The 13,278-nt window shown below is 37.0% G+C and carries 13 protein-coding genes; 8 read left to right on the top strand and 5 right to left on the bottom strand.

The genetic code is table 11. The features are described from left to right. Window positions 1-257 precede the first annotated feature (257 nt). The gene (locus LQ227_RS16040; protein ID WP_230141419.1) at window positions 258-1,460 is read left to right on the top strand and encodes a DUF763 domain-containing protein; all 1,203 of its coding nucleotides are present in this window, start codon (window positions 258-260) and stop codon (window positions 1,458-1,460) included. A gap of 181 nt (window positions 1,461-1,641) precedes the next feature. On the opposite strand, the gene LQ227_RS16045 is transcribed toward LQ227_RS16040, so the two are convergent. Continuing rightward, window positions 1,642-2,937, bottom strand: coding sequence for a DEAD/DEAH box helicase (locus LQ227_RS16045; protein ID WP_230141422.1), 1,296 nt, complete (start codon window positions 2,935-2,937; stop codon window positions 1,642-1,644). 348 nt (window positions 2,938-3,285) lie between these two features. Here LQ227_RS16045 and LQ227_RS16050 point away from each other — a divergent pair, with 348 nt between their 5' ends. Next, window positions 3,286-3,447, top strand: a complete 162-nt coding sequence (locus tag LQ227_RS16050; protein WP_157280218.1) for a hypothetical protein — start codon at window positions 3,286-3,288, stop codon at window positions 3,445-3,447. 931 nt (window positions 3,448-4,378) lie between these two features. Next, window positions 4,379-5,401 (top strand): LD-carboxypeptidase, encoded by a 1,023-nt coding sequence (locus LQ227_RS16055; RefSeq protein WP_230141427.1) that lies wholly within the window; start codon window positions 4,379-4,381, stop codon window positions 5,399-5,401. Between the two features lie 164 nt (window positions 5,402-5,565). On the opposite strand, the gene LQ227_RS16060 is transcribed toward LQ227_RS16055, so the two are convergent. Both LQ227_RS16060 and LQ227_RS16065 read right to left on the bottom strand, forming a co-directional pair. Continuing rightward, a complete protein-coding gene (locus LQ227_RS16060) occupies window positions 5,566-6,882 on the bottom strand; it encodes a nicotinamide mononucleotide adenylyltransferase (RefSeq protein ID WP_215128917.1) in 1,317 nt (438 codons plus the stop codon). 406 nt (window positions 6,883-7,288) lie between these two features. Beyond that, complete coding sequence (locus LQ227_RS16065; protein WP_215128919.1) at window positions 7,289-7,723, bottom strand: Hsp20/alpha crystallin family protein; 435 nt, start codon at window positions 7,721-7,723, stop codon at window positions 7,289-7,291. A 76-nt stretch (window positions 7,724-7,799) separates the two neighbouring features. Here LQ227_RS16065 and LQ227_RS16070 point away from each other — a divergent pair, with 76 nt between their 5' ends. Then, entirely contained in the window at window positions 7,800-8,282 is a 483-nt protein-coding gene (locus tag LQ227_RS16070) for a thioesterase family protein (protein ID WP_230141429.1), read from the top strand. Between the two features lie 150 nt (window positions 8,283-8,432). Here the strand turns inward: LQ227_RS16070 and LQ227_RS16075 are convergent, their stop codons facing one another. Beyond that, window positions 8,433-9,848, bottom strand: a complete 1,416-nt coding sequence (locus LQ227_RS16075; RefSeq protein ID WP_230149969.1) for an FAD-binding oxidoreductase — start codon at window positions 9,846-9,848, stop codon at window positions 8,433-8,435. A 1-nt stretch (window position 9,849) separates the two neighbouring features. Further along, window positions 9,850-10,218, bottom strand: a complete 369-nt coding sequence (folB, locus tag LQ227_RS16080) for a dihydroneopterin aldolase (RefSeq protein WP_230141442.1) — start codon at window positions 10,216-10,218, stop codon at window positions 9,850-9,852. Between the two features lie 113 nt (window positions 10,219-10,331). Here folB and LQ227_RS16085 point away from each other — a divergent pair, with 113 nt between their 5' ends. The 4 genes from LQ227_RS16085 to LQ227_RS16100 all read left to right on the top strand — a co-directional run bounded on the left by LQ227_RS16085 (window position 10,332) and on the right by LQ227_RS16100 (window position 13,265). Beyond that, on the top strand, window positions 10,332-11,522 hold the full coding sequence (locus tag LQ227_RS16085; protein WP_230141445.1) for an acyl-CoA dehydrogenase family protein: 1,191 nt from the start codon (window positions 10,332-10,334) through the stop codon (window positions 11,520-11,522). 269 nt (window positions 11,523-11,791) lie between these two features. Further along, a complete protein-coding gene (locus LQ227_RS16090) occupies window positions 11,792-12,172 on the top strand; it encodes an SRPBCC domain-containing protein (protein ID WP_230141447.1) in 381 nt (126 codons plus the stop codon). 19 nt (window positions 12,173-12,191) lie between these two features. Further along, a complete protein-coding gene (locus LQ227_RS16095; protein ID WP_230141449.1) occupies window positions 12,192-13,007 on the top strand; it encodes a hypothetical protein in 816 nt (271 codons plus the stop codon). Window positions 13,008-13,052: 45 nt separating this feature from the next. Beyond that, complete coding sequence (locus tag LQ227_RS16100; protein WP_138821201.1) at window positions 13,053-13,265, top strand: hypothetical protein; 213 nt, start codon at window positions 13,053-13,055, stop codon at window positions 13,263-13,265. Window positions 13,266-13,278 lie beyond the last annotated feature (13 nt).

A 13,278-nucleotide genomic window follows, 5' to 3' on the forward strand; every position in this document is an offset into this window, starting at 1 on the left:
TAAAATGAGCCTTCGCTATTGAATAGTTTCTCAAAATAACAAAAAATATCACCAATCGTTTTTTCTGAAAAGCAATAGTTGTAATTCTTAGGTTAGGTTCAGCCTTGCTTTCCGTTTTATGCCGATGAAAAATCGGCATGCTCACTCCAATTAAGTTTAGTTTACACCGGTTAATCGCTTTTATTAAAGTCAGGTCCTTTCTATCGCCAATAAAATAAAGTCTTTTTTTAAATAATATTTTACTAATTTTGTTAGTATTGAAAAGATCAGGAAGCGCAGATTTACCCCTACATTATGGCCATGTACCACCATGGCTGGCGCAGCGTATGGCAACACTTGGCCTGGCTATAACGGAAGCGATATTATTAGAATGTGGTAAAGCAGAAGTAATACGCCGCTTAAGCAATCCTTTTTGGTTTCAGAGTTTAGGTGCTGTAATGGGTATGGACTGGCATTCGTCTGGAATTACGACATCAGTAATGGGCGCTTTAAAGAAATCGATTAATCCCTTATCGAAAGAGTTGGGCATTTACATTTGCGGAGGCAAAGGAAAACACAGCAGAGAAACGCCAAATGAACTTTTAAAAATTGCCGACAAAACGGGTTTAAATGGGACGGCGTTGGTTCGGGCAAGTAAACTCAGTGCAAAAGTAGACAATACAGCCATTCAAGACGGTTTTCAATTGTATCTTCATAGTTTTATTTTAAGCAGCGAAGGCGATTGGGCAGTGGTGCAACAAGGCATGAGCGATAGTAGCTCGACAGCAAGAAGATACCACTGGCATTCTGAAAACCTAAAATCTTTTGTCGAAGAACCACATACCGGCATCTGTGGTATTAATCAAGGCAAGATCTTAAATCTAACGGCTAATGATGCTGATCAAACGAGGCAGAGTATGATGAGCATTACAACTGAATCACCAGTGAGAATGCTTAATGAAATACAAAAACTGGTCTTGCCCGATCATCATGACGTAAAATCAAAAGATGTAGATTTAAAACGTTTAGGAAGTATTCTATGGCTTGCACAGGAAAAGCAGCCAAGAGATTTTGAGGAACTATTATTACTCGAAGGCATGGGGCCAAGAACCTTACAATCGATGGCTTTAGTGAGTGAGGTGATTTATGGTACACCTTCCCGATTTAGCGACCCTGCCCGTTATTCTTTTGCACATGGCGGTAAAGATGGACATCCCTTCCCTGTTCCGGTAAATGTTTATGATGAGACCATAAGTGTTTTTCAGAAAGCCATTGAAAAAGCGAAGATTGGAAATACAGATAAACAGCAAGCCATTAAATCATTGCATCAAATTGCACGAAATGCAGAAAAAGACTTTGTTCCTAATATGGATTTTGAAAAGGTAATTCAAAAAGAACGTGCCGAAAGCTGGAAATATGGCGGCAGAACAGTTTTTGGGAAAGAAAAGCCACCAAAGAACGAGCAGTTGAAGTTATTTTAAATCGGATTTGTTTTGCCACGGAAATATGGCACGCACGGATCTATTTCCAGATTACAGAATGATGTAGCTTATAGGTGCAACCTGAAAATAAATCTCAGGTTGGAGAATGCACATTTTCTTTTAAGTTGCACCTATACGGCTTTTATTAGCAGATCTGATATAACAAGGCTAGCATATGTTATTAAGATAATCCTTTCTTATTCTTATAGGTCATTTTGGCTTTTGTGCCTGCACTATAATTGTAATTTTTTAAGTTACTGGCCTTTTTTTCGTGAAAAGCTGCACCACGGTCAGCATCCTCATCTTCTTCAGTTTTCTTTTTCTTTGGTTTAGCGGCTGCATCAACTACTTTCAAATCTTCCGGTAATTCCATTACCTCCAGTTTTTGCCCAATGGCCTGTTCAATTTTTTTCACCTCAATCAATTCGATATCAGTAGAAAAAGTAATTGCGACAACATCTTCATCACCATGTTTAACAATGCGCTGAATTAACGTTTCTTTCTGCTCTGGCAATTCAAAATGCAGGATAAAAGGAATTCCCTCAATATTAAGTTCGCCTAAATTCTCATTGGCAACAATTAAAACTCTTGCATCAGGGTTATCTTTAAAGTCTTCAATATCGTCATAACCTTTATCATCAAAAAACAGCGAGCGATAGATACTGATCTCGCCTTCTTTATGCTGATTAAAGTTTTTATAAACTGTTTGTGCGGTTAAACGTGTATTTACAAAAACCACAACTTTATCAAAAACCTCGGTATCGTTTAATAATAAGGTTAACAGGTTAAGCTTTGTTCTGAAATTAGGCACCTGATAAAGCATCTGCTGATAAACTTCTGCCTGCTTTTCGCCTATTTCATCTACCTCGATGGTTGTGGTAGAATCTTTCATGAAAGGAGAAATCATCAGATTTAATTTCTCATGTATTACTTCGGTAAACACCACATGTTGAGATTTATAGGCACTGTTTGCCAATTCTACAACGGGTAACTGCAGGCCTTTTTTAACAATAAGCTCTGCATTATCTACAATAAACAACTGTATTTTATTAGTATTTAGTGCTAGTTTTAAATATAAAGCACGAGCCCGATCGGGTACAGCAACAATAATATCGCAACCATCCGTTATTTCGTTCATCTGTGTATCAACAGCGCCACGGCTATCAATTCCCAAAATCCTGAAGGTATTGTTGCGGTTCAATAATTTAAATTGTTTCAGAACATGGTCAACATGTTCTGCATCAGGTACTAAAATTAAAGCCCTTGGTGCTTCCTCAAACGCGTATTTCAACTTCATTAAAGTAGCTAAAACATAAGTTGTTGTTTTTCCCGAACCCTCTGGTCCCACCGCTATAACATCTTGTCCACCTAAAATGCGCGACATTGTTCTGGCTTGGATTTCTTTTGGCGTTAAAAATCCTGCATCAGTCATGGCCGCTACAAGTGGTTTGCTAAGTTTTAATTTATCTAAAGACACAATTACTATTTTAATGTTTGAACTGCAAATATCCTTAAAATAATTAGCTTTTCTGAAATTGAATTTAATCGCTTGGAAATGAATGTTGCAAGTTCTTGCCTACTACAGTTCTACTGCCCACTATTAGCTGAAGAAAACAAGGCCTGTTTCTATTCAGTTTATTTAATTCAGGGCAGTACCTCCAATAAAACCGTGGCTCTTATAAAAATTATTTTACTGAAAATGAAACAGTTGTAATATTTCTTAAAATAAAAACTACTAAATCTATAGATATTATATACTTATTTCTATATTTGCTCAACATTAATCATTAACAAAAATATGTTGAACAATTAAAACACTAAAATCATGTCGATTTATTTTCAATACCCAGCTATAGATGAATATCCGAAACTGATTTATCCGTTACAAAAAGAAACAGATGAACCAGTGCTTGCAAAGGATGAAGATAGTTTAAATAAAGAACAGATTTTAGAACTAAGAGATTATTTGGCATTAAAGCAATTATAAAACAGGGCCAGTTGACCGATTGGAAGGTTGGAGTTTCATAAACTCTCTACAATGGTTCGAATCCATTACTAGGCCGCAAAGTGTATCTCATAGCACTTTACCCTGATTCTGCTCAATCAGGCAAGATTTGGTTATCTTATATTTGTTTTGTTGTTAGCAAAGGCTATCCGCGATGGGTAGCCTTTACCTCTTTACGTAAATGCTGTCATCCTGAGGGTTAATTAATTGTTTAAAATCAATATGAGTGACGTACAATTATTTTTTCTTGGCCTACGGCGCAGCCTTGCCTCGGCTCGCCGCCGCCGAAGGGCTCTTTCTTTTTGGCATCAAAAAGAAACAAAAAATGCCGGCTGAAAATTTTTCTTTCTAAGCGAGTACGTTGGCTTGGACAGTGCAGCCCGAAAAATTTGTTAGGCCGGATTTAAGTAGAACGGGGATACCGTGCTATGGCCTAGCTGGATGGAAATGTGAAAGAAATTAAAATGTTGATTAATAGCAACTTGTAGAATAACGTCAATGGTAGCAGCGAAGGTTCTTGATCAAATATCCTGTCTTTTTGATTATTTAGAAGCGCAGTTTCAGTGCTCATCGTACAGTTCTGCTCCTGTTGTGCACTCCAATCTTTTTGGAAAGCTTTCGAAAATACAATATAACGAATCCAAAAAGTATTTCCGTTTCCATCAGGGCTATTTAGCAGATATGGTAATTTAAAATTTAATTCGTAGTCGAATATGATATGATTTATTTTTTTTAAAAAATCTCAAAACTTTTTATTTCATTCTGGGTTATTTATATAATTCACATTATACTAATCTTTTACAGATTAATTTGTTTGGTTTAAAAAAGGGATTTATGGATATAAATCCCTTTTCTTTTATGCGAATATTTTAAATCCTATATTAGCCCAATCAACATCACATCCATATTTTAGATGAACAGAAAACATTTCCTTTCTTCATTTATTGCGACTGCAACTGTACTTCCAGCATTTAAAACACTCGCCAATACCGTTGAAAATGAAAGTTCATCATTTAAGATCCCTCCTTATTTAAAACCAGGCGATACCATCGGGATTACGAGTCCTGCGGGATATATTACACAAGAACAGATCCAGCCTTCAATTTTACAGATGCAAAGCTGGGGTTTTACGGTAAAAGTTGGTGATACCATTGGCAAACGCGATTTTACCTACGGCGGAACAGATGAGGAGAGACTAGCTGATTTTCAGCAAATGCTAGATGATCCAGCAATTAAAGCGATTATGTGCGCCCGTGGTGGTTATGGTTTTGTACGGATAATCGATAAACTCGATTTCTCTTTGTTCAAAAGAAATCCAAAATGGATTATTGGCTTTAGTGATATCACCGTTTTGCATTGCCATTTGGCCAGAAATTATGGTATTGCCTCTATCCATTCCAAAATGTGCAATAGTTTTCCTGATGACTGGAGTAAAGCCGAACCTATGCAGATTGAAACGATTTTATCTATTAAAAACGCTTTAATTGGTGAGCAAATGGGTTATACTGCTCCTATCAATATGAATAACAAACAAGGAAAAGTTGATGGCATTTTAGTGGGCGGAAACCTGAGTATTATCGAAACTTTGGCAGGTAGCTGTTCGGATTTAGACACAAAAGGTAAAATCCTTTTTATTGAAGATACTGGCGAATACCTTTATCGTATTGATAGAATGTTGTGGAATCTAAAACGCAGCGGCAAACTTAAAAACCTTAAGGGATTAATTGTTGGGGGCTTTAAAGTTAAACCTGATGATGTCGGCGAAGAATTCGGCAAAACCATTTATGATATTGTTTTGGAAAAAATAAAGGAATACAATTACCCTATAGCTTTCGATTTCCCCGTGGGGCACCAACGAAATAATTTTGCTTTAAAATGTGGTGTAAACCATACCTTAATCGTAAACGAAACCGGATCAACGCTTATAAGTATTTAATTTTTAATATTTTAAGAGAAATAATTTTAAGAAAATTGCAAGCTTACACTGCTTTAAAACTTAGACCTGCTTAAAATATCTCAAGTGGTTCAATCGATAAAATATTACGCTTGCTTGCCGATAACTTATCAATCACCTATGGCACCTGGGATCATCTTAGACGGTTACACAGTCTTCACTTCATCCTCACTATAATCCTTAATATCAGTAATATATCCATTTATCAAAAGGAAATCGAATAAAGGTTTTGCTTCTGGCGTAACTGGCATATTTTCCGTTGTAATTACCTGATTGGTCTTTTTATCCAGGAAAGGATAAGCAAATAACCGCACATTGGTGTTAAACATATCGTTCACATAGCTCAATAACTGACCTGAATAATTTTCTCCGGTAAAATTTTTAGAATTGAATACAAATTTTAAGTTGTTGATGTTTGTTGCCAAGCCAACACTTTTAGGTTTGCACCTTGCCAAATATTTCGCCAGGCGGTTGTGGCGGGTAAAGTTAGATACGATTACGATGTTACCCGTATCGCACATTTCCTGTGCTCTTTTAGCCACTGTTTCCAAATCGATATCATCAGGAGTCTCTTGTCCATCCGTTAAAACGTTGGTTAACAAAACCTCTATCATTACCGCTAGGTTCCCTTCCTCCACCTTGTTTGTACGTTTAAACTGATCGGTAGCTTTATTAAACAGATTAAAGTTAGGCAGTGATTTCTGACCATATTTGGTCCTTAAAATCATAATATCCTTTTTATACAAAAGATCTTTGGCCTGACGGGGATGTGCATCGGCATCGAAAATTGCTGCTGCCGAGAAATCCTTCATAATCATATACAGATTAAGCAGGATATTATCTACACCTGGAAAAGCTGGCCCTTTTACCGAAATCAAGTCGATTTCTACAGATCCGATGGTTAAGTTATCAGCTAAAGATTCTACCATCAATTTTGGATCCTGATAGTGGTAAAATGCAGCATAAAGCAGGTTAACACCAATTATCCCTAAAACACGCTGTTGCATGTTTACATCTGTATCCAGCAAACGTACGTGGAAAAATATTTCATTTGGTAAACCACCTGGCTCGCTTTGGAAACGAATACCAACCCAGCCATGAGGCTCGTTGGTGCGTTTATAATTCAGGGTAGTAACGGTATCAGCGAAGGCAAAAAACGTACGGCTTTCGTATTTTTCGCCAGATAAACGCTCATTAAGTAAACCGAATTCGTGATCGAGCATCTGCAAGAGGCGATTCTGACTTACATAACGGCCATTGGTTTCTGCTCCATAAATAGCGTCGCTAAAAGTCATGTCGTAAGCCGACATCGTTTTGGCAACTGTTCCAGATGCTGCGCCAGCATTAAAAAAGTTTCTCGAAACTTCCTGTCCTGCTCCTATCTCGGCAAAGGTGCCGTAAATTCTCGGGTCAAGGTTTATTTTAAGTGCTTTACGCTTTGTATCCAGAATTTCTCTCTCCATGCCGCAAAAGTACGAAAAATGAGATTAAGGTGATTTTAAGAATGTAACTTAAAATCAATCTAAATACCTAAGCGGCGGCAAGGCCTTAAGTCAACGTCATTTCGATCCGATTAGCTATCGGATGAAGCGCAGTCCCGAATTTTCGTGAGAGAAATCTAATATCTTTATTCAACTAAACAGATTTCTCCTCCAAAGGAGTTCCTTTGGAACACTACGGTCGAAATGACGACCACACTAAAAAATAAGGTTAATGCCATCCAGCATTAACCTTATAAAACCTAAACTTAAACTATTATGAAACCTGCATCAGTATCAATCACAATCCCTCAAACTCAGCTGATGCAAGATTCATAACCTTTGAAAAAACTAAACTATTATGAAAAATCCTCTCTCGAGAATATCTTTATTACGATACTACAATTTCTTTATGTTGTAATTTAGCATCGTCTTTTTTGCTGATATTGATCGATAAAATACCGTCTTTGTATTCAGCAGTAATATTATCACCATCGGCACTATCAGGTAAATTAAATGATCTAGCAAATGAGCTATAATCAAATTCTTTACGTGTAAAATCTTTAGCTACCTGGGTTTCGTCTTTTTTAACTTCTGCCCAAACAGAAAGCGTGTCTTTTTTTAAATTGATCTGAAAATCTTCTTTCTTTAAACCTGGAGCAGCCAACTCAATTACATACGCAGTTTCATTTTCGTAAATATTCACATTTGGTGATTTATCAACCATTTTGTTTTTAGTTACTGCATCACTAAACAATGAATCAAAAACATTGTTAAAGTAAGGAGCTGTGTTACGGGTTCTGTTGTTAAAATTTACTAGTGTCATATCGCTTATTCTTTATTTTTTTAATTTTTAAATTGATAATACACCATATTCAACTTACATACCAAAGCAAAAATTTATGATATTCAAGACATTTTGGCAAAATAAATTCAAATCAAAAGACAAATTGGCAGAAATAAAGGATTTTTCAGACAAATTCAACTACAAAACCAATATCCATTTGCGCTTTATTGATTTCGATATGATGGGTCATGTAAACAATTCAATTTACTTTACCTATTTAGAAATTGCCAGAACAAAGTATTGGGAAGAAATTATAAAATGGGATTGGAAGAAAACCGGGATCGTAATCGCCCATGCTGAACTGGATTACATTTTACCTATCGTAATGAACGATAAAATCGCTATCCATGTAAAAACATCGAGGATCGGCACTACAAGTTTCGACCTGGAATACCAGATCGTTAAGATAAAAGGAGCAGAAGAGATCATCTGCAGTAAAGGAAAAACGGTTTGCATTGCGGTTGATTACGCCACAAGCAGACCAACTGCTATCCCAGAAGAGGAAAAGCAAAAAATGCTGGGTTTTGAACAGCTGTAAAAAAACGCAGATCGTCATCTCGACTGAAGCGCAGCGGAATGGAGAGATCTAAATTAAAAGTACTCCTGAAAGAGATTTTGCTTCGCAGAGCCTTCGGGTTCTAGACTGCGTTGCACTCCGCTCGAAATGACGATAATTTTTTAGCGTTTCCTAATAACTAGAACCATCAGGCATAATTTTGCCAGGATTTAATATCCCATTTGGATCGAAAACTTTTTTAATACCCCGCATTAAATTAAGATGAATTTCAGAATACTTGATCGGCATAAATTCCTTTTGCACCAAACCAATTCCATGTTCACCAGATAACGTGCCACCTAAAGCAGTTGTTAATTCGAATATTTCGGCAATACCAAATTTGAGTTTGTTTTTCCAGTCTTCATCGCTCATTCCAGCTTTAATGATATTTACGTGCAGATTTCCATCACCGGCATGACCATAACAAACACTTTCGAAACCGTATTTAGCGCCAATTTCTTTGATACCATTGATTAATTTAGGTAAAGCCGCACGCGGAACAACGGTATCTTCTTCTTTGTATACGGAATTGGATTTTACTGATTCGGCCATCGTTCTTCTCATCCTCCATAGTTCTTCTTTTTGAGAAGCAGTATCTGCAAACAAAACTTCCGTACAGTGATGCGCTTCTAAAACAACATTGGTTTTCTCGCAGTTTTTAAAGATATCATCCAAATCATCTCCATCAAACTCAATCATCAATAACGCAGCAACATCATCTTTTAAATCGAACTTAATATCATCAAATTTAATTACCCATTCCACCCCTTTCCGCTCCATAAACTCTAAAGCCGATGGCGTTACCCCTGCCCTAAAAATTGCAGAAACCGCTGCGCATGCATCTTCATTCGTGCTAAATGAGCCCATCATTAAAACCGATTGACTAGGTTTAGGCAATAATTTGGTAACGATTTTAGTTACCACTGCCAAGGTACCTTCCGAACCGATCATCAGCTGGGTTAAATTATAACCTGATGCATATTTCAAAGTATTTGCACCTGTCCAAATGATATCACCGTTAGGCAAAACCAATTCGAGATTGAGAATGTATTCACGTATCGTTCCATACTTCACTACTCTTGGTCCACCAGAACCATGAGCTACATTCCCACCAATAAAACAAGATCCTTTACTACTTGGATCAACTGGGTACAGAAGTCCTTTTTCAGCAACAGCATTGATGAATTCTTCGGTAATTACGCCCGGTTCAACAGTTGCCTGTAAGTTTTCGGTATCAATATCTAAGATAGCTTTAAATTTTTCCATTGATAAAGAAACACCACCATAAATAGGCAGAGCGGCGCCGCTTAAACCAGTACCACCACCACGTGGCGTTACCGGAACATGATGCGCATTACAGATTTTAAGTAAAGCGGAGACTTCTTCTGGAGAAGTTGGTTTCACCACAATTTCAGGCTGATAGCGTAAGTCTTCCGTTTCATCGTGACTGTAATTATCTAAACTTTCTACATCAGTAAAAACTTTATCTACTCCTATTGCAGCCTTAATTTCTGCTAAAATTTCGGGATTGATCTTCGTAAAATTCATTTTATTTTGCTGATATATAAGATAATTTAACAAAAGAATGCCCAATTTGACCAGGCATAGGTGGATTTAGTTTTTTCATACTCACGTTAACCATTTCAACAAAAGGATACAATTCGATAACTTTCGAAATGATATTCTTCAAAACCGTTTCTAAAAGCTTTTGTGTATGCTTCATTTCTTCCATGATGATGTGATTCAGGTCTTCATAATTAACCGTCTGTGCCAGTTCATCATCAAAACCCTGCGGCGTAAATTCTGTTACTAAATCTACAACAAAATGATTTCCAATAAGTTGCTCCTCTGGATAATAACCATGTAGGGCAAAGCATTTAACATCTTTTAAGGCTACGGTTTGTTTAAAATGGCTCATGTATGTTCTGTAAGCTGCAAAATTAAATTTTTATTCATGAATATAATGCCCATTGCCGTAAATTGTTACCTTTGAAATGAACGCGATTTCTTAACCAGATAACACGAAATTACATGAGCAAATCAGCAAAAAAGGACCTTTACGAGGCACCAGACTATTATTTATTGGACGAATTGTTAACCGATGAGCATAAATTAATTCGTGCAACGGCCAGAGATTGGGTAAAAAAAGAAGTAAGTCCGATTATTGAAGATTATGCGCAAAAAGCAGAATTTCCAAAACACCTCATTAAAGGTTTGGCTGATATTGGTGCTTTCGGACCAACTATCCCTGTTGAATATGGTGGTGCTGGTTTAGATTATACCGCTTATGGGATTTTGATGCAGGAAATTGAACGCGGTGATTCTGGTATCCGTTCTACAGCTTCTGTGCAGGGTTCGTTGGTGATGTACCCTATTTATGCTTATGGTACTGAAGAACAACGTAAAAAATACCTACCAAAACTGGCGAGTGGCGAAATGATGGGCTGTTTTGGATTAACAGAACCTGATCACGGCTCTAACCCGGGCGGAATGGTAACCAACATCAAAGACGCAGGGAGCCACTACGTTTTAAACGGTGCCAAAATGTGGATCAGTAATGCACCTTTTGCAGACATTGCTGTGGTTTGGGCGAAAGACGAATCTGGAAAAATAAGAGGATTAGTTGTGGAACGCGGAATGGAAGGATTTTCTACCCCTGAAACACATAACAAATGGAGTTTACGTGCTTCAGCTACAGGCGAACTTGTTTTTGATAATGTAAAAGTGCCAAAAGAGAATATTTTTCCCGAAATCAGCGGATTAAAAGGTCCATTGGGTTGTTTAAACCAAGCTCGTTATGGCATTGCATGGGGCGCTTTGGGTGCAGCAATGGACTGTTATGATACCGCTTTGCGTTACTCAAAAGAGCGTGTACAATTTGGAAAACCTATTGGTGGTTTCCAATTACAGCAAAAGAAACTGGCAGAAATGGTAACCGAAATTACCAAGGGCCAGCTGTTGGTTTGGCGTTTGGGCGTATTAAAAAGTGAAAACAGGGCTTCTGCAGAACAAATATCGATGGCCAAGAGAAACAGTGTAGAAATTGCACTGGACATAGCCCGTAATGCCCGCCAAATGCTTGGCGGAATGGGAATTACCGGAGAATACTCCATTATGCGCCACATGATGAACTTAGAATCGGTAGTAACTTACGAAGGTACACACGATATACATTTACTGATCACCGGAATGGATGTAACCGGATTAAACGCATTTAAATAGATTCCTATATGTTTCAAAAGAACGTTCTCAAAATTTTCTTTCTGTTTGCGCTTATTGCTTTATTTTTAGATTCATCAGCACAGCGCAAAAATTTTTCGACATCTAAAACCGAGCCTACATGGCTTCGGAAAGTAGTAACGGTAAATAAAAACCTATCCAAAAACATTTATGGAATATGGCTTTAATACAATATTTATCTAAAAATTTCCACAACAATCATATTCCAAATAATACTTCTAATTTTGAGGCTCAACATAGAATAGAAGAAAATGAAAGATTTTAAAAAATATACCTATATACCTGCCCCACCTGAAGAAGTTTATTTAGCCCTTACGAAAGAAACCAGCATTAAACTATGGACTGGTGCTGAAGTAGAGTTTGAAGAATTGCCAGAAACAGAATTTTCTTTCTGGGATGGAGATATTACGGGCAAAAACATTGAATTTGTTTACGGTAAACAGATTGTTCAACAATGGTATTTTGGAGAAGAAAACGAACCTTCTATCGTAACCATAAAACTTCACGAAGATAAAAAAGGAACTTCACTGGAATTTAAACAAACCAATATCCCTGATGAAGATTATAAAGATTTTACCGAAGGTATTCAAGAATATTTCCTGGGAGGTTTGGTAGATTTCTTTGACGAATAAATCAACTTAACTTAAAAAAATGAAAACTAAAATTAATGCTCTCTTTTCTTTTTTGCTTGTGGTTACTTTAACCAGCTCTTGCAGAACGTACCTTACACCTGCCTTGCCAGGAAATAATATGGGCTATCTGCCTCGTCCGATGGAAGCCGACAGTGTTAAATCTTTAACACATGCATCAGCAAGTTTTGCCGGGGCCTCTTCTCCAGGAAATGGTAGCGTCTCATTTGAATTGGGTATGTTGAATATTAACCGTGCCCATACGTTTAAAGGATTTAACATTGCATACGGTGTTTTTGGTTATTTAGGGAGCGCAGAAAATACCTACCAAGATGATGCTAATAATGCCAAAGCAGATTACCCACCTTCTTTTAACAAAAAAATGTATGGCTTTGGCTTGAGAACTTCTATAGGCTTCCATAGCACGTCTGCTAATGGAAATACAGATTTTAGATTTATAAATTGGGAAAACGCTTTAAGTACCGAAAGTGGAGCGTATGCTGATTTTAGAGAAGAAGTTTATAATGGTAAAGTTTACAATTATGCAGGTGTTTCAAATAGGAAAAGATTTTGGACCACTGGTTTATCGACAGAAGTGATCTTTAGAGGAATGCGTAATCATGACATTAAACACGCTTTTAGGCTTTTCATTGGCGGAACACCAGGACTAGCTAACAGTTTTAAGTACGGAGATTTCGCAGACATTGATAAAATAATTAAAAGTTCCGGAGCATGGAATCTTAGCTACTTTTTAAATGTAAAAAAAATCACACTTTCATTTGAAATAGCCGAAAATATAAATTTAGCAAGTAAGATTTCTTTAGGTTATAAGTTCTAATAAAACTTATCGCAGCTATTACTGTTCTGATATAAATATAATATTATGAACAGAACATTAGGAATTATATTAATCGTTGTGGGTATTGCTATGCTCATCTGGACTGGCTTCTCTTACACTAAAAAAGAAAAAATTGTTGATGCAGGTCCCATTCAAATATCTGCCGATAAAGAAAAATCCGTCAATTGGCCTCCTTATGCAGGTGGCATTATTCTGGTGGCTGGTGTGATTGTATTCGTAGCGTCGAAGAAAAAATAATTGATTTGTCATT

Origin of the sequence: Pedobacter sp. Bi27 (assembly GCF_918698255.1) — a bacterium.
Classification (GTDB): domain Bacteria; phylum Bacteroidota; class Bacteroidia; order Sphingobacteriales; family Sphingobacteriaceae; genus Pedobacter.

Excerpts from the sequence above, each read along its gene's own strand:
- LQ227_RS16050 (WP_157280218.1), top strand. The coding sequence starts at position 3,286 with ATGTCGATTTATTTTCAATACCCAGCTATAGATGAATATCCGAAACTG.
- LQ227_RS16055 (WP_230141427.1), top strand. The coding sequence starts at position 4,379 with ATGAACAGAAAACATTTCCTTTCTTCATTTATTGCGACTGCAACTGTA.
- LQ227_RS16060 (WP_215128917.1), bottom strand. The coding sequence starts at position 6,882 with ATGGAGAGAGAAATTCTGGATACAAAGCGTAAAGCACTTAAAATAAAC.
- LQ227_RS16065 (WP_215128919.1), bottom strand. The coding sequence starts at position 7,723 with ATGACACTAGTAAATTTTAACAACAGAACCCGTAACACAGCTCCTTAC.
- LQ227_RS16070 (WP_230141429.1), top strand. The coding sequence starts at position 7,800 with ATGATATTCAAGACATTTTGGCAAAATAAATTCAAATCAAAAGACAAA.
- LQ227_RS16075 (WP_230149969.1), bottom strand. The coding sequence starts at position 9,848 with ATGAATTTTACGAAGATCAATCCCGAAATTTTAGCAGAAATTAAGGCT.
- folB (WP_230141442.1), bottom strand. The coding sequence starts at position 10,218 with ATGAGCCATTTTAAACAAACCGTAGCCTTAAAAGATGTTAAATGCTTT.
- LQ227_RS16085 (WP_230141445.1), top strand. The coding sequence starts at position 10,332 with ATGAGCAAATCAGCAAAAAAGGACCTTTACGAGGCACCAGACTATTAT.
- LQ227_RS16090 (WP_230141447.1), top strand. The coding sequence starts at position 11,792 with ATGAAAGATTTTAAAAAATATACCTATATACCTGCCCCACCTGAAGAA.
- LQ227_RS16095 (WP_230141449.1), top strand. The coding sequence starts at position 12,192 with ATGAAAACTAAAATTAATGCTCTCTTTTCTTTTTTGCTTGTGGTTACT.
- LQ227_RS16100 (WP_138821201.1), top strand. The coding sequence starts at position 13,053 with ATGAACAGAACATTAGGAATTATATTAATCGTTGTGGGTATTGCTATG.